The organism is Alteromonas sp. H39, from assembly GCF_047556435.1.
Taxonomy (GTDB): domain Bacteria; phylum Pseudomonadota; class Gammaproteobacteria; order Enterobacterales; family Alteromonadaceae; genus Alteromonas.
On record NZ_CP180210.1, the window covers coordinates 1,210,887 to 1,233,915 of the forward strand.

Here is a 23,029-nt window from a genome sequence, read left to right on the forward strand (position 1 = left end):
AGCCTGCCGAAGGTTTTGGCAGTCGCGAGACAACGTTTACCGGTTTCGTTGTTACCTTATCCTCTGCGATTTTTTTCACGATTTATTAATTTTTGTTCCGGATGCTTCTTCAAAAGTGCATAGGTGGCGCCCAATCCACCATGTACTGGTTGTGCGGAGTGAAACGCTATCACCTCTTCGAGTTCTGAAAGCCAGTGGTTTACGTAGCTCTTTTTCAGTGCGGGGAATGGCTGGCTCTGCTCGCCACGGCCGTGCTGGATCAGAACCGCGCGACAGCCTCTTTCATGGCACCGGCTTAAGCTTTCGTAAAGGTGCTGACTGGCCTCTTTAAGCGTTAACCCCTTTAGTGAAATACGATGTTCAATCTCATACTTGCCTAAGCGCAGGTTTTTAAATACCCCATCCTGGATCCCAGGCTGCTGAAAGCTGAGAAAATCATCAGGTTTAACGGGCGTTACATTGTCCAGCGTCAGGGGATTGAATGTGCTCTTTTGTGTTGCCAGGTGAAGTTTTGCCCGCTTTTGCTTATCTGCGATCCGTATTTTGGGATCATGCAAATCGATGGTGTCATTTTTACCAAGTGGTTTAACGTCACCCATCTCCTCCATAAAAGACTGAAGGTCATCTGCTTGATTTGATGTAGTCATACAATACCTCTGACGTGCTATCGGCGAATTGTGTGAAAGCAGGAGAACAAAGTCAACGTTGTGCTGCGTTTACAGATACGTGTTGGTCCCGGATTTGTTCAGTTGTAGTTATACAGGGAGGTAGTTTAGAAATCCATTTGGTTCCGTGTTACGTTGAGTATGTGGACATAGTAAAAAAAGAGAAAAAAGATGAAGTCAATTCAACATCTTATTAGTTTACTGTTGGTGTGTTTGTCGTTTCACACAGCAGCTCAGTCTGATACCGCGACAACAGAAGAAGTATGGACTGTCGGGACGAAAGTGGCTCCGCCCTTTGTCATCAAGAATGAACGGGGCGAGTTCGAAGGGATCAGTATCGATCTTTGGAAACGGATTGCTGAAAAGGAAGGTATTGAATATCAGTTTAAAGAGACGTCTCTTTCAGGCCTGTTAGACGGACTGAATAATGGTCAACTGGATGCCTCAGTTGCGGCGCTGACAGTAAATGCGCAACGTGAAAAGGAAATCGACTTTACCCATCCTTATTACACCACCGGACTTGCCATCGCCGTGCCCCTCGAAGAGGACCGGCTTATGGCAGCTATCTCCGGCTTTTTCTCCTGGGAGTTTTTTGCTGCACTATCAGGGCTGTGTTTACTGTTACTTGGCGTAGGCGCACTGCTCTGGCTGTTTGAAAGAAAGAAAAACGCAGAAATGTTTGGAGGCTCCGCATCGCAAGGACTGGGCGCAAGTTTCTGGTGGGCCGCGGTGACGATGACAACAGTGGGGTACGGAGACAAGGCGCCAACGACGCTCGGTGGACGTATAATCGGGTTTATCTGGATGTTTGCGGCAATCATTATTATCAGTAGTTTCACCGCGGCTATTGCCACCAGTCTTACGGTTAGCCAGCTAAGCTCCTCCGTGGAAGGCGTTGAAGATTTACCGGATGTGCGGGTGGGAACCCTGGAGAATTCAGCCAGTGCATTATTCCTCTCTTCCCGGGATATTGGTTACCGAAAAGTGGCAAGCCTGAGTGATGGAATAGCCGCACTGGAGAGTGGGAAGCTGGATGCATTGGTATACGATAAACCAATCCTGCAATATTTGGTAAATCAGGAGGAGTCGGAAACCATACAAATTCTGCCCGATGTGATTGAACGTCAGGATTACGCGATAGCGCTGCCTGAAAAAAGTACACAACGAGAGAGATTGAATACCACCTTACTTGAAATAATAGAAGAAGACAGCTGGGAAGACACCGTGGAGTCCTATCTCGGGCAGCAGTGAAGTGCTGCCTGGGTGAGGGAGCTGGGTCAGGGAGACTCAGCACCACCTTGCCGGCTGGATGATAAGGGGGGAGCTGAAATTCCCAGCTTCTCCTCTGCTAACGCGACAAGCTGTGTGTCAATCGGGGGCGGTGTTATATCGACCCCATCACTCAGCGCTTTGACGAGCGTTTTTAACACTTTTATCCTTGCAAACCATTTACGTTCTGCAAGTATCAGGTGCCAGGGAGCCTGTACGGTATCCGTTCTTGAAAACATAGCATCGATAGCGTGCTCGTAGTCTTCGCGCTTTCCGCGATTCCTTATGTCTTCCTCTGTTAATTTCCAGCGTTTGTGCGGGTTGTGCAGACGCTCTATAAATCGTTTGAGCTGCTCTTGTTCAGAGATATGCATAAAAAGCTTAATCACACGCACACCATCGTCAATGAGTAATCTCTCCAGCTCATTTATTTCCTGGTAGGCACGTTGCCACTCACGTGTGCTGGCCAAACCTTCTATTCGCTCAACCAGCACCCTGCCATAATAAGAGCGATCTAAAATTGTCATGGTGCCGGGGGCCGGAAGTTTGGTGTAGAAGCGATACAAATAATGCCGTCCCTGCTCATCATCCTTAGGCCTGGCGATGGGGTATACGGTGAATCCTCTGGGGTCAAGCCGTTCAGTGACTCTGCGTATTGCACCGCCTTTACCTGCCGCGTCCCATCCCTCGAATACAATAAGCGCTCGACGATTCTGATGATAATAAGCTTGTTGCACATGCTGCAGTTTCTTCTGCCAGTACTTGAGTTGCTTTTTGTATTGCTTTTTATCTTCTATAAAACCGTGCTCATGCGCTGCTTTCACAGAAAGCGCACGGTTAGTCAACATGATTTCTGATGGGGAATGGTTGATACGCGCCTCGGCTTTTCACGTTTCTCCTTTAAAGAATATACAACGCGTGTCATTTTCTGCATACCCTCGCAGTCTCTTACCCCCGATGAAGGACTACCCGGCAATAGCAGCCAGACGTGCAAACACCATCGCAACAAGTCAGCCGCTGCGGCTACGCACCAATGGAAGTCATATGTTGTGTTACTCAGGAAAAAGGTAACGTTAACGGGGTTCTAATTTTGTAAAAATAGTGTAAGTATTATTATACTATTTAACTTGGTGGTGTGTGATGATAATCCGACAATGTTGTGCCGCAATAAGTAAACTAGCGGCATTATGCTGCCTGCTTTCCTTTAGTGTATTCGCGTCTGATCCAGTGAGCGTGTTATCACCCGATGGCAAAACGGAAGTGATAGTTACAGTGAACGGAGGTAAAGCCTATTATGAGGTTCTGCACAATAATAAGTTATATCTCGAGCCATCCCTGCTCGGCCTTGAAACCTCTATCGGTGATTTCTCGAAAGACCTGGAACTTCAGGCTGTAAAAACCGGAACGCAGGATTATCAGTACAGGATGTCCCGCGCTAAGGCGAGTGACATTCATTATGTAGCGAATACGGTATCTCTGGCACTTCAAAACTCCCGTTCAGACGTGCTGAGGGTTACTTTTCAGGTATCAAATAACAACGTGGCATTCCGGTATCAGGTTATCTCTGGGCATGACGCAACTTTTCTGAAGGTGAATAACGAGCTAACGGCGTTTAACCTGCCGGACAATGCAAGAACGTATATCACGCCGCAAGCGCTACCGATGACCGGGTGGATGCAGACGAAGCCAAGCTACGAAGAGCCCTACACTATGGGCGAAAAGATGCAGACACCATCCTCTAACGGCGTTGGTTATACGTTTCCTGCACTATTTCAGCTGCCTGATGAGGGGTGGGTATTGGTTTCTGAAACTGGCGTAGATAGCCATTATGTTGGCGCACGACTCAGCGAAGGAAATGCACAGGGCAATTATGTGATTCGCTTTCCTCAGCCACAGGAGAATGCAGGTATCGGAGATACCAGTGCGGCAATGGCGATCCCTGCAACTACACCGTGGCGAACAATAACCGTGGGGCAGAGTCTGGCTCCTATTGTTGAAACCACCGTGATGTTTGACGTTGTTGAGCAAAAATATGCGCCCTCTAAACAGTACCAGACCGGCCGCGCGACCTGGAGCTGGATTGTCTGGCAGGATGACAGTATTAACGAGCAGGACCAGAAAGCCTTTATCGACATGGCTGCACAGCTTAACTTTGAATACGTGCTTATTGATAACTGGTGGGATCAGAGAATTGGGCGCGAGCGTATTGAGGCGCTGGCTGAATATGCCAGCAATAAAGGTGTCGGACTTCTTCTATGGTACAACTCAAATGGTTGGTGGAATAACGCGCCGCAAACTCCACAGGATAAAATGAATACCGCTGTCGCGCGGAAAAAAGAAATGGCTTGGATGCAGCAAAACGGGATCCAGGGTATCAAAGTTGATTTCTTCGGCGGTGACAAACAGGCTACCATGGCACTGTATGAGGACATTCTTTCTGATGCGAACGATTATGGGCTGGCAGTCACTTTTCACGGCAGTACGCTACCCAGAGGCTGGGAAAAAATGTACCCCAATTTTGTGACGTCCGAAGCAGTGTTGGCCTCTGAAAATCTGGTCTTCCGACAGGACGCGCTGGACGCCCATGCTGTTAACGCGACGGTGTTACCGTTTACCCGAAACGCCGTGGGAGCGATGGATTTTGCACCGGTGTTTCTCAACAAGCGTTTGTCCCGAGATCAACAACAAGGTACGTTGCGAACCACAACTGATACGTTTGAGTTAGCAACCAGCATTCTTTATCAGTCGCCGGTGCAACATTTTGGTCTCACACCCAATAATCTGCACGAGCAGCCTTCCCATGTATTGCAGTTCCTTCGCGAGGTTCCTGCTGACTGGGATGAAACCCGCTATATTGCAGGTAAACCAGGTGATGCTGCAGTATTGGCGAGGCGCTCTGGCCAGCGCTGGTATGTGGCAGCTGTAAATGGCAGGAAGCAGACAAACCCGCTGATGTTGTCTCTGCCAATGCTGGCCGGTAAGAACGTGACGCTGCTTTCAGACAGCAAAGATAACAAAGTGCAACGTTCGCAGATTACGATTGCAAAAGACGGTAGTTATTCGCTGTCACTTCGATCTGAGGGTGGGGCAGTGTTTATTTTTGCAGGCGATGAAGCGCAGACTGAGCAATAAAAAGCCTAACGCCATTTGATTTGTCTGAGTCGTCTGGCGTCCCCACCGCGACTTGAACGCAGATCTAAAGCTTAGGAGGCTCTTGTTTTATCCAGTTAAACTATGGGGACACGCCGCTATTATAACTATCTGACAGCAAAGGGAAAGTGCTCGGCGCGCTCATTTTGATACCGGGCACTATGGGAGGCAACTATCGGCCTCTGTCAGCCTGCCGCACGCGGAATTTGCCGTTAGGAGCTCTGTAATTGCTTAGTGACTCAGACGAACAATCAGCGTTTCGCCACAAAATCATTAGGCTGGATATTTGCCAGAACGACGCCATCTGTAGCCTCTACCGTTGCTGTATCTGCGTAAGCACTCACTACTTTCACTTTGCCCGGATAGATATTGTACTGAATAAAACTCTGACCAAAGGCATCTTGAATCTGTCTTGTCTGGTAAAGAAACAGTTCATCGCCTACGCTGATTCCATGATCACGGCCCAGTGATACCTGAACACGATCTCCTGCAACCTGAATAACACGACCAGTAAGAGGCTGACAAGATACTGCTTCTTCAATATCCCGCACCATGTCCTCCAGCGTATTGTCCAATGCGCTACCGTACTGAGACTGCCAGAACCGGCCTGCCGTCAGGTCTACCTGGGCAAAGCGGTCGTAGTCCCAACTGGCTTCCAGATCATATTGCTTTTCAAGCAGTACACCGCCGTTCATGCCATCTACCAGCCGCATGGTGAAGCCAAACTGACGATAGGCAGTATCATCTTTCCAGAACGCCAGGGAAGAATGCTGTGGACGATATACGCTAAGATCAGTGATGATCCCTGTCAGCACGTATTGGGTTTTACTTTGTCGCGCCAGAACGGGCGCCTGACCCAGCACGGCGTCGTCGTTCCAATGTGCTGTATAGGGGGCAATATGCTGCAGTGACACGGCATCAGAAAAATGCGTAAACTGACGTTGCAGCCGGACAGCCAGCACCTCAGACAACGACTGCAGCTGGCCGTCTTGTGCCTGTTGACGGTGCAGTATAGGGTAATAACTGGTAGATAAGGTACGGCGATAGTCCTGGGTATTACATTGATTGGTTTGCGGGAAAATATCTGCGCGTACACGCACCGTCACGTAATTGTCGTGCCAGGTTTCATTAATAAGCTCTACCTGTGACACTTCGCCAGAGGCGTGTATTTGCAGCTCATCATTACTCAATAGTCCGTTAGTCAGTGTCTGAATGCTCTTAACCGACGCGCCGGAAAACAACAGTGCCTGCTTAAGTGCTTCTTGTGTGGCTTTCTGACGAGCCATGGCTTTATCACCGTTTACCACTACAGCCTGCCCTTTTGCTTCAAACCAGGCGGCAGAGGCTTGCCATGCCGGCAGCATCAACAGGCTTAATAAGGCGAGTTGTCGCCATGTAGTAAGGGTTTTAAAAAGCACAATACTCATTATGAGATACCGATTCTGATGATGGAAAATTTATTCGTGCCTCAACAACGAGCGCCTGCGGAACGTTGTGACAGTGCATGATACCAGCTCTGCGCCGCAAAAGCGGAAAGGCAACTTCTTTTACAATACTTTTTTGCTTGCACAAAGTATTCCCAAATTGCATATCGGCAGAATAGAAATAGGGCGGGCACAAATATTGCTATCTAGTGATTGCTAAACGTATTAGCAGTATGGCTAATATACGGTATTCAAGGTGGCGTAAGCACCAGTAGGCGAGCGAGCAGTTATGATCGTAAAAATAGTTAAACTTATCCGTCTTTCGGTTATGTCTGGAGCGATTGTCACTTCAGTAGCATTAACGGGTTGCAGTTCTCTGGTAGACAAGCATGTCGAATGGGAAACCGTGGAACCAGAGTCTTATCCGGTACTGACGGCGGTTGGTTATGCGCCAATCGACAGCCAACAGGGCGACTCTGACAGCGTGCGCTCGCTTATGGCGATGAGAGCGTCTAAGCTGGATGCTTATCGCGAGCTTACTGAGCAGGTGTATGGGCAGCGTATCGAAGGCAATGAAACGCTGGCTAACCTTGTCGTCAATGACACCCGCCTGGAGGCATCAGTAGAAGGTGTAATACGAGGCGCAAAAGTTGTGAAAACGTATCCCGTCGGTGAGGATACCTACGCCACTGAACTTGAGCTGGATATGGAACGGGTATACAACATTTATGTAAGCACAGCAAAGCCCAGGCGGATAAAAGAAGTTCGATACTACTAAACGTTTGCGTTTCTGCGTGAGATAGTTAATAAAAAAGCGCCGTCGGCGCTTTTCTTTTGAGGAGGGCTTTCTTCAGGCGCTTACGCCAGGACCGAGACCGGTACCTTTTGGCTTACCACTTTTATCGTAAGTGAGCGATTCTTTAGCGCGAACTTCCAGCATCAGATTTCTGAGGTGTGTCAAACGTAACTGGCCTTGCTCGACAGCTTTCTGATTAATTTCAGTTCGGTACTGACAATCTTCTAACAGCGCTTTCGCTTTATCAATGCCTTGCTCGACATCGTCAGTCAGCGCATCGTTTTGCTTAGCGTCTCGATACAGCGGATCAATCTTGTTATCGGTATCGTTTATGGCTTCTAACGTCGTCTCCTTCTCTTTAAGAAGTGACATCAACGACTCAGCATCACGTGTACTTATCAGATGCAATTCCTGCTCGAGCAGCGAAGACAGCTGGCTCAAATATTTCACTTGTTGTTCGACGAGTGATTGCAGAGATTGCGTCATAAGTTACCTAAGACTTTATACCGAAAACTTCAAATTCCAGGCGGGCTATTTTCTTTGCCAGCACTTCTGGATTAACCTGATACTCACCACTTTGGATGGCTTTCTTCAGTTTATCAACTTTTTCCTGATTAACCGGCGCTTCAGTGCCTTTTTTCTGCACCTGGTTCAATTGTTGCGCAGATTGGGTCAATGACACAGAATCCTGACGAGGCGCCGCAGTCGTCGCGCTCTTGGCTGCAACCTGTTGTTGCGCTGCCTGATTCTGAGTTTGCTGGTTAACCTTGTTGTTGTCTAACGGCGTCTTCGGAACCCCGTTATTGTTATTCACATTATTAATTGCCATAAAGAAATTCCACTACCTTTTTACACCTCATTAATTGTATCGGCAGGCATGTGTGTTTCTTTAGCGAATTTTCATCTTTGCCTAAAGAACGATTTACGTCGTGACTATGCCCGAATATCAAAGGCTGACGACCACTTCCTGCGCACTGGCCACTTCTGCGATAACGGCTTTCTGTGAGCTTGCATTGACCACCTGAATAGTGTCTCCCACAACACCATCCTGCTTTGCAATACCCGCCGTTTTCACCTGCATACCAGATACGTTAGCGCTTATTGTAATACGGTCGCCCTTACAAACAAAGCATAGCATGTTTGACTGTACAGGCTGACCATCACGGACACGCCGTTTCATTCTGGCGCCGACTAACCCGTCAATATCAGTATAGGCGGTGTGGCGAAGCCGGTTTACATCGATATCGGCCGCCTGCAGGTTTTCTGAAGTCAGTATGGTACCTGGGCTAATCATGCCTGAGGTTACAATAACCTGGCGGGTGCGGTTAACGTGTGCGCTGGTAAACAAATACCAGTCATTATTCCGACAGCTTACCCGAACAGAAATATAAGACTGGCTAAGTGACGCCTGATCGGCATCATAACTAAAGCCTTCCGGACAGCTTGGGATAGAAATGCGCTCATCGATATCAACGATGTCGACATTGACTTTAGTGTCGGCGCTATCTGATTCAAGCCGGGATAACAAATACGCTTTCGCACCATCCTGTACTTTCTGATGCTGGCTTTTCGAAGTAGTCGCAGCCTCCGCTGTGAAAGCGGTAAGCAAGAGCATTGCTGCACATCCGACAATATTTCGGGACAAAATCTGGCAATTTACTTTTTTCATATCCACTTTTTCGTGTTCAGTTGGTGTCATTTTGTCTATGATTACTAAAGCACAGTCAGGCAATGAGGTTTTGCGCTGCTCGTATCGGCCTGCTACATTGCTTGAAAGCGCACGCATGCAAAGCGTCACTTTTTTGGCGATGTTATGTAATCAGCATGTTGTTAAGGGACAAACGCAATGATCGTGCCCATTATTTTAGAGGTGACGTATGTCGGGAATTCTTGATTCCGTAAACCAACGAACACAATTAGTCGGCCAGAATCGGCTTGAACTCTTACTGTTTCGTTTGAATGGCCGTCAACGCTTCGGCATTAACGTTTTTAAAGTAAGAGAAGTGCTGCAGTGTCCGCCTCTTACCTCCATGCCTAAGTTAAATAAGCTGGTAAGAGGGGTTGCCCATATTCGCGGCCAGACTATCTCGGTTATCGACCTCAGTATGGCTACCGGTGGTCGTAGAATTGAAGACTTGTCTACTGCCTTTATCGTTATCGCCGAGTATAATCGCTCTGTACAGGGTTTTTTGGTAGGCGCGGTAGAACGTATCATTAACACCAACTGGGATTCGATTATGCCACCGCCACAAGGGACGGGGCGCGCCAGTTACTTAACCGCAGTGACAGAAGTCGAAAACGAGCTGATTGAAATTTTAGACGTTGAAAAAATACTGAATGAAATCTCGCCACTCAACGCAGACGTCAGTGCTGAAGTTGCCGCGGGTCTGACTACAGAAGGTAACGAAGATAAAATCATCTTTATAGCCGATGATTCTGCCGTGGCGCGGAATCAGGTGAAAAAGGCACTGACCTCGCTCGGACTGGAAATAGAACTGGCTAAAAATGGCCTTGAAGCGCTCAAACGTCTTAAGCAAATTGCTGAAGAGTATGGGGATGTTACAAATCGCGTAGGTGTGTTGGTTTCCGATATTGAAATGCCGGAAATGGACGGTTACACCCTAACTGCGGAAATTAAAAACACACCTGAGCTACAAAAGCTTCATGTGGTGTTGCATACCTCGTTGAGCGGCGTATTTAATCAGGCGATGGTTCAGAAAGTCGGCGCAGATGACTTCATTGCGAAATTTCACCCGGATGAGCTGGCAACAGCCGTTCAGAAATGGCTGGTCAAAAAAGACGACTAGCGGAGTTTCATTGGATTGAAAAATAAAGAAGTGTCGGCCGACAACTATCGTGCTTTCGGTCGTTTCCTGGAACAGCAATGTGGCATTGTTCTGGGAGAAAATAAGCAGTACCTGGTCAGGAGCCGGTTGTCTTCGTTGCTCTATCAATATGACTTTGATGATATCGATACCTTAATTGATACCACCGTCAGGGGACATCGGCGGGATCTGCTGCAAAGTGTGGTCGACGCCATGACGACTAACGAAACCTTATGGTTTCGTGATGGTTATCCGTTTGATTTGCTGATACGTAAGTTGTTGCCGGAATTTGCCGCTAAAAACCGCAGGCTTCGGATATGGAGTGCCGCCTGCTCTTCCGGTCAAGAACCCTATTCCATCGCAATGTCATGCCTTGAATATCAACGACGCAATCCCGGCGCATTGAGAGCAGGGGTGGAAATCGTTGCGACCGATCTGTCATCGGCCATGCTGGCAAAGTGTGAGCAGGGCCTGTATGACGAGTTGTCTCTGGCGCGCGGCTTGTCAGCAGAAAGGCGGCAACAATATTTTGACGTTCATGCAAGTGGAATGATGCAGGTGAAGCCGGAAGTACGCCGGATGGTCTCGTTCCGAAGCCTGAATTTGCTGCACAACTATGCCGGGCTTGGTCGGTTTGATATCGTATTTTGCCGCAACGTATTGATTTATTTCGCACCGGAAATAAAACAAAAGATACTGCAACAAATTGCCGCCCAACTGCAGCCCAGCGGCATCCTTTTCCTCGGCGCGTCTGAATCTATCAGTAGCGCCAGCGATTTGTTCAGTATGGTGAAGTGCCATCCAGGCCTTTACTACCAAAGAAAATCATAGTCTTACCTCTCTAAAAACTCCTCTTTCGTTCTGGTTGGCATCACCTTTGCAGTGCTGATTACGAATTAGGAGTTTTATCATGGCAATTAATCTCGACAATCTGGTTGGATTCCACCAAAAAGCGCTGTCTTTACGCACTGACAGAATGGAAGTCATTGCCGGCAACCTGGCAAACGCAAATACGCCTGGTTATAAAGCCAGAGACATTGATTTCAATAAAGCAATGGAGTCAGCGCGTGCGGGTCAGCGTCAGGATCTGGTGAAAACTCACGAAAAGCATATTTCCGGCTCTATGGCGTCGAATACGTTTCTGGAATATCGGGTTCCAACACAACCGGATACCGGTGACGGTAATACCGTAGAAGTTCAGGCAGAGCGGAACCGCTTCCTGGATAACGGACTACGCTATCAGGCCAGCCTTGAGTTTCTCAACGGCAAAATTAAAGGCATGAAGAAAGCACTTGGCTCCGGTGGAGGGCAATAAGAATGAGTTTATTTGATGTAATGTCTATCTCCAGTACGGGGATGGAAGCGGAAAACGTCCGGTTGAATACCACAGCCAGTAACATTGCGAATGCCAATAGTGTCAGCAGCAGTTACGAAGAAACCTACAAAGCCCGTCACCCCGTGTTTGCCGCAGAGATGCAGCGAGCGAATGAATATCAGTCAAAAGGGGCTGGCGTACAGGTAAAAGGGATTGTTGAGAGTGATGCGCCGCTTCAGGTGGAGTACGCACCCAATAACCCAATGGCAGATGAAAACGGCTACATCTATAAGCCCAACGTCAATATCGTTGAAGAAATGGCAAACATGATGTCAGCCTCAAAGGCCTATGAAACGAATGTACAGGTGGCAGACACCACGAAGCGGATCTTCCGACGTGTTCTTCAGCTTGGTCAGGGTCAGTAACACGCGCTAGCGTTTTGTGAGGAAATTAACGTGGATAGCATAACGAACAATGGCCTGAAAACCGATCTCTACTGGCAGGAAGAGAAGGTAAAGGTCGCAGACGGGTCAGAGCAAAAGCTTAGCCAGGAGGATTTCTTCTCCATGCTGACTGAGCAACTGTCTAATCAGGATCCAACCAAGCCGGTAGACAACGATCAAATGGTTGCACAGATGACGTCATTCACGATGGCCGACGGTATCTCGCAGCTTAATGAGAAATTTGATTCGTTCGCTGCGTCCATGACCTCGAATCAGGCTCTGCAGGCTTCCAGCTTAATTGGCCAGAATGTCCTGGTAGAAGGTAATGTCGGATTTATGGCCGCTGAAGGTGCCGGACTATCGGGCGTTGTAGTGAATGAAGAAACCGCCCAAAACATGAAAATTACCATCCAGAACCAGTACGGCGAAGTGGTGAAAACCATTGATGCCGGCACCCAGGCAGCTGGCAATATTCAGTTTAGCTGGGATGGTACCGACGCACGCGGCAATGTTATGCCGCCCGGTGAGTACGTGATCAGCGCTACGGGCGAAATTAATGGTGAGGGGACACAAATTGCCACCGCCGTAAATCGTCACGTTGGTAGTGTAAGCCTGGCCGGAAGTGGTCAGGGGGTTATTTTGAATTTGGATGGTGATGTTAGTATTAGTCTCGATGACGTCATCCAGATCGGCAGTTAGCAGGAGAAAGTAAGTTATGTCTTTTAATATTGCACTGAGTGGCGTATCTGCCGCACAAAAAGATTTGGATACCACCGCGAACAACATCGCCAACGTTAACACGGTAGGTTTTAAAGAGTCCCGTGCTGAATTTGGCGATGTCTATGCGGCATCATTATTAGCGGGCGGCAAAACCAAGGTGGGTGATGGCGTATTAACGCAGGAAGTTGCCCAGCAGTTTACGCAGGGTAGCCTGCAGTTTACGAATACTGCTCTGGATATGGCTATTACCGGTAACGGTTTCTTCGCCACGGTACCAGAAATCACTTCTCGGGATTTTTCATTTACCCGGGCCGGCCAGTTTAAACTGGACGATGACAATTTCGTGGTAAACAGTAACGGTGATAATCTACTGGGATTCCCGGTTAATTCGGATGGCACCAGCGCTTCGGTTGCGTTAAGTACTACGGTTCCGGTGCGGATCCCTGATTCTTCTGGCTCGCCCCAGCAAACGTCAGAAGTTGATATTCGCATGAATTTGCCGGCAGGAGAGACCGGGTTAGATCCTGCGGCATTTGACCCAACTGATCCGCTTACGTACAACGCTGCTACGTCCGTGACGGTTTACGACTCGCTGGGTGACAGCCATGTTATGACCTATTATTTCATCAAGGACAACAACCCCGCTGTGGACAATGAGTGGTACGTAGCAACCGCGGTAGATGACCAGTTGGTTGATATGGTGAACTCCGATGGTTCTGATTCAGACCCGACAACAGCAGTCCACTCTATGGGTACCAATACCGGCAACGGTGTGTCTGCAGCCAAACTGCAATTCAGCCAGGGCGGGGACTTCATCGGCATTGAGTCAGCAGACGGATTGTCCACTCCTGATTTTAAAATCACGACAGAAGCATTAGGACCGACGATTTTGACAAATGGTTCGGACCCAACGCAACAAATCAGTGTTGATTTTAATTTGGACCCGACAAGCGCAACACCCAACGAACCCACTCAGTTTGCCTCAGCCTTCGAAGTGACAGCGCTGGAACAGGACGGTCTGCCAGTGGGACGTCTGACAGGCATTGATATTGGTCCAGACGGTTTGGTAAGGGCTACATTCTCGAACGGCACCTCTGAGCCTATCGTGCGAGTCGCGCTGGTTCGTTTTTCTAACGAGCAGGGGCTGACGCAGGAAAGCAATACGCAGTGGAAAGAAAGTATTCTTTCCGGTGAAGCGTTAGCAGGTGAGGCGACGACCGGGACTTTTGGTGAAATTAATTCGTCAGCGCTTGAGCAGGCGAACGTTAACCTGACCACTGAGCTTATCGATATGATTATCGCTCAACGTAACTTCCAGGCGAACTCAAGGGCTCTGGAAGTGAATAACCAGCTTAACCAGACTATTCTGAATATCCGATAAATTCAGATAACCAGACTGAAGGACCGCAACGGCGGTCCTTTTTGTTTGTGCCTTTGGGGACTGACAATCTTTGCCGCTTTGCCGCCCCGTGTTGCCCAAATCCGGATTATCAGGACACAAAGATAATTTCAGTTGTCTTTTGGCTGTTCATAAAATCTCTTTAATTTCATATGCCTGCTGCTTTGTTAATAAGGCTTTTCCTGTAAACCTTGCCACAATTCCCACCTTGGCACTGCCTTTGCAACATCCACGGTAATCATTCACGTAACCGTCAAAAGTCAGTCATGGATAATTTTCTCTATATTGCTGCAAGCGGTGCCAAACAAGATTTGTTGGGCACCGGATTACGGGCAAACAACCTGGCAAATGCACAAACCACGGGATTTAAGGCTCAGCTTGAGCAGGCGCGTGCCATGCCTGCTTATGGTGAAGGCTTACCGACTCGCGTGTTCTCGATGACAGAAAGCCCGACGAACAATTATGAGTCAGGTCCGATGATTCAGACCGGCCGCCAATTGGATGTCGCGATCCAGGGCGACGGCTGGTTTACGGTTCAGGATGCCAATGGTCAGGAAGCGTACTCCCGTGACGGGAGTTTCCAGTTGGGGCCCGACGGAATGTTGACGGATATGCACGGCAATATGGTGATGGGAGACAACGGACCGATCTTTTTACCTGTGCCGCTGGATAATCTGAACTTCGCAACTGACGGAACGATTTCAGTTCGCCCTGTAGGTGCGCCGGAAAACGTCTCTGAAGAAGTCGGACGACTGGGACTGGTGAAGCCGGAATACCGTGATATGGAACGGGGTAATGACGGCTTATTCAGAATGAAAGACGGCACCCAGGCCGAGCAGGATGTAACGGTACAGATCCGCTCTGGCATGCTGGAAGGCTCTAACGTGAACGCCGTCGATGAAATGGTCAATATGATTAGCCTGCAACGCCATTATGAGATGCAGGTGAAGATGATGAAACAGGCAGAAGAGCTTGATACTCGCGGCAATATGCTGCTTCGCATAATTTAATGAGTAATACATAAGGCGCGAGTAGCGACCTTAGGAGGTAACTATGCATCCTGCATTGTGGATAAGTAAAACCGGTCTCGACGCGGCACAAACTGATGTGTCGGTGGTATCGAACAACCTGGCTAACGCCTCAACCGTGGGGTTTAAGAAAGACCGCGCGGTGTTTGAAGACCTGCTGTATCAGAATATAAATCAGCCCGGCGGGCGTTCGTCTGCCGACACCGAATTGCCTTCAGGATTAATGCTAGGGTCGGGGTCGAAAGTGGTGGCAACCCAAAAAGCCCACACGCAGGGCAACATGTTAACTACTGAAAACGCGCTGGATATGTCTATTCAGGGACGAGGGTATTTTGAGATCCTGCAACCTGACGGCACCATCGCCTATACCCGAAATGGTCAGTTTACGCTGAACGATCAGGGCCAGATAGTCACACCGGGTGCGGGTTTTCTGCTGCAACCGGAAATCGCGATACCAGAAGATGCGCAGCAAATCACCATCTCGCAGGATGGCGAAGTGTCTGCCACAGTGCGAGGTCAGGCCGAGCCTCAGGTACTGGGACAAATCAATATCTCGGATTTCATTAACCCTACGGGCTTGCAGCCAACAGGGCAGAACCTGTTTGTTGAAACCGCAGTCAGTGGTGCGCCGATTCAGGGAATTCCCGGGCTTCAGGGCTTAGGTACTATTGCCCAGGGCACACTGGAAACGTCAAATGTTAACGTCACCGAAGAACTGGTGAATTTGATTGAAAGTCAGCGTTTGTATGAGATGAACTCCAAAGTGATTTCATCCGTGGACCAGATGCTTGGTCAGGTGATTCAGCAGCTTTAATGGGTAACATCATGCGTACGGTTATTTTCGCTTTTTTCAGCGCTTTACTGGCCGGGTGTGCCAGTACGAATGAGCCGCCGGTGCAGGCCAACGATCCCACCTTTGCGCCGGTAGTGCCTGACTATCCGCGCGACCAGATTGTTGAAGATGGTGCACTGTTTCGTCCTTACATGGCAAACAGTCTGTATTCTGATGTGACGGCCCGCCGGGTGGGTGACATCATCACCGTTACCTTAAGCGAAAATACCAATGCATCGAAATCGGCAGGAACACAAACATCACGTGAAACCGGTGTCGATCTTCAGCCCATTACCGGACTGGGCGGCAACGCCATTAATCTGGGCGGCGAATCAATTCAGTTAGGTGTCAATTCATCAAACGATTTTACCGGCGACGCGCAGGCCAGTCAGAGTAACAGCTTAAATGGCAGTATTTCTGTGACGGTTGTCGATGTTTTGCCGAATCAGAATCTGGTCATCCGGGGAGAAAAATGGCTGACGCTGAATCACGGTGATGAGTACATCCGCCTGACCGGCATTATTCGCTCGGCTGATGTATCACCGGATAACGAAATCTTATCTACCCGTATTGCCAATGCCCGCATTCAGTACAGCGGCACAGGCTCGTTTGCCCGTTCGCAGGAAAAAGGCTGGCTGGCAAAATTCTTCTCATCTGAATGGTGGCCGCTGTAGAGGTGCCTATGAAACTGTTATCCCTCGGAATGTTGTTACTGGCTGTTGTGTCTTCGCCACTGGTGAATGCCCAGCGCATTAAAGATGTCGCCAGTATTCAGGGCGTCAGAGCGAACCAACTGGTTGGCTATGGTCTTGTCGTAGGCTTACCAGGCACGGGTGAACAAAGCCCGTTCACCGAACAAAGCTTCAGAACCATGCTAAGCAATTTTGGCATAAGTCTGGATTCCAATGTAAAGCCAAAAATTAAAAACGTGGCGGCCGTGGCCGTGCATGCGGAGTTGCCCGCCTTTGCCAAACCCGGACAGACAATTGATGTGACCGTCTCGTCCGTAGGCGAGGCCAGTAGCCTGCAAGGCGGAACGCTGTTGCAAACCTTTTTAAAAGGGGTTGATGGGAAAGTGTATGCCGTGGCGCAAGGTTCGCTTATTGTCAGCGGCTTTGGTGCGGAAGGGAATGATGGCTCACGGATTGTGGTCAACACGCCAACTGTCGGACGTATTCCCAACGGCGCGCTGGTGGAGCAAACGGTGCCAAGCGGCTTTGCTAATGGCGACACTCTGACGTTGAACCTCCATTATCCTGACTTTTCCACCGCGAAACGTCTGGCGGACACGATCAATGAGAAACTCGGTGCACAACCGGATCAGGGGTATTCAATTGCAACCCCTCTGGATGCGGCTTCAGTAAGAGTGACAGCGCCCCGCGATATCGGTCAGCGCGTCGGCTTTCTGGCAACACTGGAAAATTTCCAGTTTGAACCTGCCGATGCACCAGCCCGTGTGGTCATCAACAGCCGTACCGGAACCATCGTCATTGGTCAGGATGTGCGTCTGCTGCCCGCCGCTATTACACATGGCGGATTGACGGTAACCATTTCAGAAAATCAGCAGGTGTCGCAGCCCAATGCATTGGCTGACGGGGATACTGTGGTAACTACCCAATCCATTATCGATGTCGATCTTGCTGACAGCCGTATGTTCAAGTTTGAACCTGGCGTCACACTGGATCAGTTAGTCCGCGCAGTGAATGAAGTCGGTGCTGCCCCGGGCGATCTGATGGCGATATTGGAAGCGCTGCGTCAGGCTGGCGCACTGCATGGCGAGCTGGTGATTATCTGATGGAGGCCTTAAGCACAAAATCACAAATGGAAATGGCGAGGAACGTTCACGACCTCGGCAGTATCAACTCTATGCGTGAAGCCATTGCCTCTGGTGATGAGAAAGTGCTTGAAGAAGCCGCGCATCAGTTTGAGGCAATCTTCGTACAGATGATGCTGAAATCTATGCGTAAAGCGCAGGATGCGCTGGCGGATGAAAACAGCCCGTTTAATTCTCAGCAGGTGAAGTTCTACCGCGACATGCACGATCAGCAACTGGCGACGGATTTGTCATCAGGTGGCGGTCTGGGGCTGGCCGATCTTATTATTAAACAGCTGGGTCAAAAAGACGAAAACTACGTGCCTGGAAGTGTCATTCGCAGTGATGGCAACCTGGCGTCGCTGAACCGCGCCCGTGAGCACGCGGTGGCACAGGCCACTGACAACGTGATGGCATCTGCCAGTAAAGGCACAACCAGTGCATATAAAGCGGCTATGTTCGACACGCCTGAGCAGTTTATAGAAACCCTTCGTCCACATGCTGAAAAAGCGGCCGCGACGTTGGGTGTGGACCCAAAAGCGATTATTTCCCAAGCCGCAGTAGAAACCGGCTGGGGCAAATATGTCATTCATGACGGTAATGGAAACGCGACGAACAATTTGTTTGGTATTAAAGCCAATCACCACTGGCAGGGTAAACAGGCAGTGGTCGATACGATTGAGTTTGATGCCGGCGTACCGTCCAGACAAAAAGCAGCGTTCAGAGCATACGATTCTATTGGTGAAGCGCTGGATGATTACGTGAAGTTTTTATCTTCACAACCCCGCTATCAGAATGCAGTTACCAGTGGCGAAGATGCTGCACGGTATGCTGAGTCTCTCCAGCAGGCTGGATATGCGACAGATCCGGCGTACGCGGAAAAAATTATGGCGGTTTATCATAGTGATCGAATGCAGGGAATGATGCCATGATGCGAACGGTTGATTTATTCTCTATTGCCAGTAGTGGCGTTGCTGCCAGCAATAAGCTGATTCAGACCACAGGTAACAATATTGCCAATGTGAACACAGAAGGGTATGTCCGGGAGCGTACCATTCTGGAAAACAGCAATGTTTATGGGGTCGGTGTTGGCACTACCGAACGAGTTATCAGTATTTTTGCACAAAACCAGCTTCGCCGGGACATTACTCAGGTGGGTGAGCTGGAAGCCTTCACAGAAAAAACGATGGCGCTGGACAATATGCTGGCGAATGAAGGAAATTCGCTTTCTGAAGGGCTCAGCAAGTTCTTTGCATCACTGCAAACAGCCGCTGATGATCCTACCAACCTGGCTTCCAGAGAGCAGGTTCTGGGTGAGGGAAAGGCGCTGCTTCGCCGAATGGAAACTTTGTCCGATTTTATGCAGGCAAAAGAAAAAGAGCTGAATTTAGAGTTTACCAGCCAGGTAAACCGCGCTAACAGCCTAATTAAAAATATCGGTGAGCTGAACGAAGCGATCCTTGTTGCCAAAGGCAACCAAGGCGGCGATCAACCCACAGCATTACTAAATGAGCGTGACAACGCCATTAATGAGCTTGCCGGTATCATGTCGATTGATGTCAGAGACAGCCTCACTCAAAGCGGCGCTGTCACGGTAAATCTGACGTCAGGTGAATCGCTGGTGCTTGAAGACGGCTCGTTTAATATCTTTGAGTTAGGCAGTGATGCTGACCTGACGTTTAAAGAGCTACAACTATCTACCACCTTTACCGGCGCCAAGGCCAATACGACACTGAACGTTATGGAAGACGATTTAGGGGGCAGCCTCGGTGGTCTTTTCCGTTATCGAAATGACATTCTTGGTCCGGCGCAGCGAGACATTGGTCAGCTTTCCCTGGCTTTTGCTGCTGCGATGAATCAGCAAAACAAGCTGGGAATGGATATGGATGGCCAGCTTGGCAGTAACTTGTTTACGCTGCCAACTTTTCAGGGGCTGAACTACGAAGGCACCCCGGATAACCTTCCTGTGCTTGCCCAGGTCACCGAAGGCAAAGGGAATGAGCTTACTGATGCTGACTACAAGATTACGGTTGCTTCTGTTGCCGCGGGCGTGCCGGCATCGGTGAATGTAGAGTTACTCAACAGTGACGGTACACCTAAACTGGATGCCTCAGGTAACCCGGTTGCTTACACTGGTATTGCTATCACTGCAGGTTTCACTGAATTACCTGGCGGTTTAGAGATAGATTTTACTGCCGCCTCCGGTTATTCAGTGGACAATGAATTTCTTATACAGCCAACCAAGCGGGCCGCCTCTGAGCTGACGATGGCAACCAGCCGTCCAGAAGATTTGGCATTTGCATCGCCGGTGCGGGTTCAGCCGGGAGTGGATAATCTGGGTGACGCCAAGGTGTCACAGGTGACGGTAACCAACACCGAGGTAGACGGAACGCTGGGGGCGGATGCGTCTGCTTTTAACGGCACTGGTGGTATCCACGGTGTCGCAGGCTCGCCAAGCGCTACTGTTGGGGCTCCTGCAGAGATTGTATTCACCTCACCGACGAGCTTTCAGGTGCTCGATGGAGAAAATCCGGCGAATGTCATCACCAATGTGACAGGTGTTACCGATTACACCAATTTATTAGCGCAAGCTGAAGCCAGTGGCACCGGTCCCGCCTGGCCAGCATCGTTCTCTGCACTGAATGATTATCCCGGATATGATATCAGTCTGGACGGGGTTCCCGTTGCCGGAGACTCGTTTTCACTGGCCTACAACACAGATGGCTTCGGCGACAATGCCAATGCGTTGTCAATGGCATCACTACAAAACGAGGGGCTGGTACAATTAAGTTCTGAAGCTACCAACAAGCCGCGCACCATGCATGATGCGTATGCGTCATTAGTAGGAAGGGTTGGAGAAGAAGCCTCTTCTGCCGATATCTCTTTGCAGGCTGCCGAAACGATGAAAGTGCAGTCGGAAAACTGGTTCGACTCGGTATCTGGCGTTAGCCTTGATGAAGAAGCGGCAAATCTGATCCGCTATCAGCAATCTTATTCGGCAGCGGCGCGTATTTTAAGTACGGCTCAGGATTTATTTAACACTATCTTACAGGCAGCAAGGTAAGCTACATGCGTATTTCAACCAACCAAATATATGATCAGAATATTCGTGCGATCATGGAAAACCAGCGAGGGTTGGCCGATACGCAGGAGTCACTGGCGACCGGTAAAAAGTTGAATCGTCCTTCGGATGACCCTGTAGGCGCCGCAAAGGTCATTCGTCTTACCGAAGAACTGGACCAGTTGAAACAATATCAGCGCAACATTGATTTAGTTACCGGTTCCCTGGAGCAACAGGAAGCGGTGCTGGACAACATTACCAGTGCCGCCAACAGAGCTCGTACGCTGGCGTTACAGGCGGGGTCTGGCATCTTGTCTGATGCGGACCGTCGGGCTATTGGGGCGGAAATGGAGCAACTGCGCGACGAAGTGTTCGATTTAATGAACTCGCAGGATGCTGATGGTAATTACATTTTTGCTGGCTACCAGTCTCAGAATCAAGCTTTTACGCTCAACCCGGCAGCGGCAGGAAATGCGGTGACTTTCTCAGGGGATTCCGGAGAAAGTTTTGTGCAGCTGTCTGACAGCACACGGATCCAAAGCACCAGCAGTGGGCAGGACGTGTTCGAAAACGTGCTGGCACGCCGGAATTTTTCGATTACTCCACCGTCCACCGCAACGGTCACGGAGTCTCGGGTTGCAGAACAGGGGACTTTCGATACCTTTCACAAGAATAATTATGACCCGGTTACCCCGGCGAACAATGATTATCGAATCACCCTACAGGCCGGTAATCAGGCTCAGTTAACGAATGTAGGAACGGGTACCGTGGTTGATACCGTTAGTTATACATCCGGAGAACCGTTTACTGTGAAGGGCATGCAATTCACTCTCACAGGGAACCCCGGTGACACAGTTGACTTTGCTCTGGATACACCTGAGAAAAAAAATCTGGCGCAAACCATTGACGATCTCTACCGTAAGTTAAGCAGCGATACCAGTGGGCAGGATCTGCGGGAATCATTAAGCGATGCTATTGTCGGTATTGATAACGCGATGGAAAAGATTGGTCTGGAGCGTTCGTCTATTGGCGGTCGCCTGAATGTCGCAGAATCGATCTATGAAACCAATCTGGATTTGGAAATTGCCGCGAAAGAGTCGCGTTCCTCTATTGAGGATGTTGACTACGCGGAAGCGTCAGCAGAATTTGCCAAGCAGGAAACTGCGCTAAATGCTGCTCTGGCAACGTTTCCACGTATTTCCGGATTGTCTTTATTCGACTTCCTCTAATAGCAATCCATTAAAGATTTATTCGCACTAACCCTATAAAGCATTAACGCCGTGTAGTGTTGACAAGTAGACCCGGGTTTCGTTATCCAGGTGACCAGAGTAATAGGATATATAAAGCGTATCGCCATCTATGACCAGGCCAGGGTAGCTGTTATCACCCCCGCTGGGTAACGTCAGAATCTTCTCGAGCTTTTTGTTACTTAAGTTAAGTGTCCACAGGGTGGTAACCAGTGCTTTCCCCGTCCACTCTCTGCCGGCCACCAACATAGTTGAGGCTTTGAGCGGTATCCACGCCGGGCCCCCAATATATGCTCTTAGATCATGCCAGTACCAGCGCGTAAACGGGGCTCTACTGAAACCCAGCTGCGCGCTGAATGAATCGGCGTCGCGACGGACCAGCGCCCACATATTGCCATCACTATCAACATGCATGTCACTTTCGTTTGGGTAGCCTAATGTGTGAGTGGCAAATCCCAACGCGTGGGGCTTACGACAATACATACGCTTCCCCGGATGACCCTGATATAGGTCGATACGATCTAACCCACGATTGTACGCAAAGCCGAAGGCCTCATCTTTCCGCCAAGTAATTCGCCACAGCCACCAGTGATTAAGTCCAAGGTCATGTGATGATGACCAACTGACGCCATCATAAGAAAACCAGCTCATCATGTGTCGTTTCAACGTTGTGTTTTCGGCGTCTGCGTATCTCGCATTAGCCAGCAGCCAAATTCGTCCGTCAGGCCCCTGACTAAGTTTGGGATCACGAAGGTCCACCCCGGCTATAGCAATGTGACTACGACTTTTTACATGATGAGTTTCAGCGTCAATACACGCGATTTCTATTCTGCCGTCATTGCTTACATGATTGGTCGCCTGACGATAGCAACACAGCAGACTTCCATCTGGCAAATTATGCAGATCCGTAAATGCACTGTGCGCCGAGCGGGAGGAGATCCGGCTTATCTGATCAATTTTTAAATTATTTTTTGACATGAAATCGCTTAAAAAACCATTGTTTACGTCATTATAGGCGGCAATTCCCTGCCTCTCTACGGCA

At 49.3% G+C, this 23,029-nt stretch carries 24 protein-coding genes, 1 tRNA gene and 1 pseudogene; 16 read left to right on the forward strand and 10 right to left on the reverse strand.

The genetic code is table 11. The features are described 5' to 3' along the window. Positions 1-56: 56 nt before the first annotated feature. Positions 57-647 (reverse strand): DNA endonuclease SmrA, encoded by a 591-nt coding sequence (gene smrA, locus ACLBLI_RS05240; RefSeq protein WP_414830086.1) that lies wholly within the window; start codon positions 645-647, stop codon positions 57-59. Between the two features lie 189 nt (positions 648-836). Here smrA and ACLBLI_RS05245 point away from each other — a divergent pair, with 189 nt between their 5' ends. Beyond that, complete coding sequence (locus ACLBLI_RS05245; protein ID WP_414830087.1) at positions 837-1,916, forward strand: transporter substrate-binding domain-containing protein; 1,080 nt, start codon at positions 837-839, stop codon at positions 1,914-1,916. 26 nt (positions 1,917-1,942) lie between these two features. On the opposite strand, the gene ACLBLI_RS05250 is transcribed toward ACLBLI_RS05245, so the two are convergent. Then, positions 1,943-2,782 carry a polyphosphate kinase 2 family protein gene (locus tag ACLBLI_RS05250; protein ID WP_414830088.1) on the reverse strand — a complete coding sequence of 280 codons (840 nt, stop codon included), beginning with the start codon at positions 2,780-2,782 and terminating at the stop codon, positions 1,943-1,945. Between the two features lie 379 nt (positions 2,783-3,161). On the opposite strand from ACLBLI_RS05250, the gene ACLBLI_RS05255 reads away from it, so the two are divergent. Beyond that, positions 3,162-5,066 (forward strand): glycoside hydrolase family 97 catalytic domain-containing protein, encoded by a 1,905-nt coding sequence (locus ACLBLI_RS05255; protein WP_414830089.1) that lies wholly within the window; start codon positions 3,162-3,164, stop codon positions 5,064-5,066. Positions 5,067-5,100: 34 nt separating this feature from the next. Here the strand turns inward: ACLBLI_RS05255 and ACLBLI_RS05260 are convergent. The 4 genes and pseudogenes from ACLBLI_RS05260 to ACLBLI_RS05275 all read right to left on the reverse strand — a co-directional run. Beyond that, positions 5,101-5,176, reverse strand: a tRNA-Arg gene (locus ACLBLI_RS05260). 159 nt (positions 5,177-5,335) lie between these two features. Further along, a complete protein-coding gene (locus tag ACLBLI_RS05265) occupies positions 5,336-5,551 on the reverse strand; it encodes a FlgT C-terminal domain-containing protein (protein ID WP_414830912.1) in 216 nt (71 codons plus the stop codon). Next, positions 5,541-5,609, reverse strand: a complete 69-nt coding sequence (locus ACLBLI_RS05270; protein WP_414830913.1) for a hypothetical protein — start codon at positions 5,607-5,609, stop codon at positions 5,541-5,543. The genes ACLBLI_RS05265 and ACLBLI_RS05270 overlap by 11 nt, the downstream gene beginning before the upstream one ends. Positions 5,610-5,761: 152 nt before the next feature. Then, positions 5,762-6,511: pseudogene (locus tag ACLBLI_RS05275) on the reverse strand (flagellar assembly protein T N-terminal domain-containing protein); the annotation flags it as partial. A 286-nt stretch (positions 6,512-6,797) separates the two neighbouring features. On the opposite strand from ACLBLI_RS05275, the gene ACLBLI_RS05280 reads away from it, so the two are divergent. Beyond that, positions 6,798-7,286: an LPP20 family lipoprotein gene (locus ACLBLI_RS05280; protein ID WP_414830090.1), complete on the forward strand. Its 489-nt coding sequence runs from the start codon at positions 6,798-6,800 to the stop codon at positions 7,284-7,286. Between the two features lie 72 nt (positions 7,287-7,358). Here the strand turns inward: ACLBLI_RS05280 and flgN are convergent, their stop codons facing one another. The 3 genes from flgN to flgA all read right to left on the reverse strand — a co-directional run bounded on the left by flgN (position 7,359) and on the right by flgA (position 8,973). Continuing rightward, the gene (gene flgN / locus ACLBLI_RS05285) at positions 7,359-7,790 is read right to left on the reverse strand and encodes a flagellar export chaperone FlgN (protein WP_414830091.1); all 432 of its coding nucleotides are present in this window, start codon (positions 7,788-7,790) and stop codon (positions 7,359-7,361) included. Positions 7,791-7,797: 7 nt separating this feature from the next. Continuing rightward, positions 7,798-8,133, reverse strand: a complete 336-nt coding sequence (flgM, locus tag ACLBLI_RS05290) for a flagellar biosynthesis anti-sigma factor FlgM (protein WP_414830092.1) — start codon at positions 8,131-8,133, stop codon at positions 7,798-7,800. Positions 8,134-8,250: 117 nt separating this feature from the next. After that, entirely contained in the window at positions 8,251-8,973 is a 723-nt protein-coding gene (gene flgA, locus ACLBLI_RS05295) for a flagellar basal body P-ring formation chaperone FlgA (RefSeq protein ID WP_414830093.1), read from the reverse strand. A gap of 208 nt (positions 8,974-9,181) precedes the next feature. Here flgA and ACLBLI_RS05300 point away from each other — a divergent pair, with 208 nt between their 5' ends. From ACLBLI_RS05300 to flgL, 13 genes are all read left to right on the forward strand, one after another. Then, positions 9,182-10,111 (forward strand): chemotaxis protein CheV, encoded by a 930-nt coding sequence (locus ACLBLI_RS05300; protein WP_218310867.1) that lies wholly within the window; start codon positions 9,182-9,184, stop codon positions 10,109-10,111. Between the two features lie 15 nt (positions 10,112-10,126). Further along, positions 10,127-10,960, forward strand: coding sequence for a CheR family methyltransferase (locus ACLBLI_RS05305; RefSeq protein ID WP_414830094.1), 834 nt, complete (start codon positions 10,127-10,129; stop codon positions 10,958-10,960). A gap of 79 nt (positions 10,961-11,039) precedes the next feature. Beyond that, positions 11,040-11,444 (forward strand): flagellar basal body rod protein FlgB, encoded by a 405-nt coding sequence (gene flgB, locus ACLBLI_RS05310; RefSeq protein ID WP_414830095.1) that lies wholly within the window; start codon positions 11,040-11,042, stop codon positions 11,442-11,444. A gap of 2 nt (positions 11,445-11,446) precedes the next feature. Then, positions 11,447-11,869, forward strand: coding sequence for a flagellar basal body rod protein FlgC (flgC, locus tag ACLBLI_RS05315; RefSeq protein WP_414830096.1), 423 nt, complete (start codon positions 11,447-11,449; stop codon positions 11,867-11,869). 30 nt (positions 11,870-11,899) lie between these two features. After that, the gene (locus ACLBLI_RS05320) at positions 11,900-12,586 is read left to right on the forward strand and encodes a flagellar hook assembly protein FlgD (protein ID WP_414830097.1); all 687 of its coding nucleotides are present in this window, start codon (positions 11,900-11,902) and stop codon (positions 12,584-12,586) included. 16 nt (positions 12,587-12,602) lie between these two features. Continuing rightward, positions 12,603-13,988: a flagellar hook protein FlgE gene (gene flgE / locus ACLBLI_RS05325; RefSeq protein WP_414830098.1), complete on the forward strand. Its 1,386-nt coding sequence runs from the start codon at positions 12,603-12,605 to the stop codon at positions 13,986-13,988. A 284-nt stretch (positions 13,989-14,272) separates the two neighbouring features. After that, positions 14,273-15,016, forward strand: a complete 744-nt coding sequence (gene flgF, locus ACLBLI_RS05330; RefSeq protein ID WP_414830099.1) for a flagellar basal-body rod protein FlgF — start codon at positions 14,273-14,275, stop codon at positions 15,014-15,016. Positions 15,017-15,059: 43 nt separating this feature from the next. Continuing rightward, positions 15,060-15,848: a flagellar basal-body rod protein FlgG gene (gene flgG / locus ACLBLI_RS05335; protein WP_218310860.1), complete on the forward strand. Its 789-nt coding sequence runs from the start codon at positions 15,060-15,062 to the stop codon at positions 15,846-15,848. After that, the gene (flgH, locus tag ACLBLI_RS05340; RefSeq protein ID WP_414830100.1) at positions 15,848-16,540 is read left to right on the forward strand and encodes a flagellar basal body L-ring protein FlgH; all 693 of its coding nucleotides are present in this window, start codon (positions 15,848-15,850) and stop codon (positions 16,538-16,540) included. The genes flgG and flgH overlap by 1 nt, the downstream gene beginning before the upstream one ends. A gap of 8 nt (positions 16,541-16,548) precedes the next feature. Further along, positions 16,549-17,661 (forward strand): flagellar basal body P-ring protein FlgI, encoded by a 1,113-nt coding sequence (locus ACLBLI_RS05345; protein WP_414830101.1) that lies wholly within the window; start codon positions 16,549-16,551, stop codon positions 17,659-17,661. After that, positions 17,661-18,611 carry a flagellar assembly peptidoglycan hydrolase FlgJ gene (flgJ, locus tag ACLBLI_RS05350; protein WP_414830102.1) on the forward strand — a complete coding sequence of 317 codons (951 nt, stop codon included), beginning with the start codon at positions 17,661-17,663 and terminating at the stop codon, positions 18,609-18,611. Before ACLBLI_RS05345 ends, flgJ begins: the two co-directional genes overlap by 1 nt. Then, a complete protein-coding gene (gene flgK / locus ACLBLI_RS05355; protein WP_414830914.1) occupies positions 18,611-20,743 on the forward strand; it encodes a flagellar hook-associated protein FlgK in 2,133 nt (710 codons plus the stop codon). The genes flgJ and flgK overlap by 1 nt, the downstream gene beginning before the upstream one ends. 5 nt (positions 20,744-20,748) lie before the next feature. Further along, on the forward strand, positions 20,749-21,969 hold the full coding sequence (gene flgL / locus ACLBLI_RS05360; RefSeq protein WP_414830103.1) for a flagellar hook-associated protein FlgL: 1,221 nt from the start codon (positions 20,749-20,751) through the stop codon (positions 21,967-21,969). 33 nt (positions 21,970-22,002) lie between these two features. Here flgL and ACLBLI_RS05365 read toward each other — a convergent pair whose 3' ends face one another. Then, positions 22,003-22,965, reverse strand: a complete 963-nt coding sequence (locus ACLBLI_RS05365; protein WP_414830104.1) for a hypothetical protein — start codon at positions 22,963-22,965, stop codon at positions 22,003-22,005. Positions 22,966-23,029 lie beyond the last annotated feature (64 nt).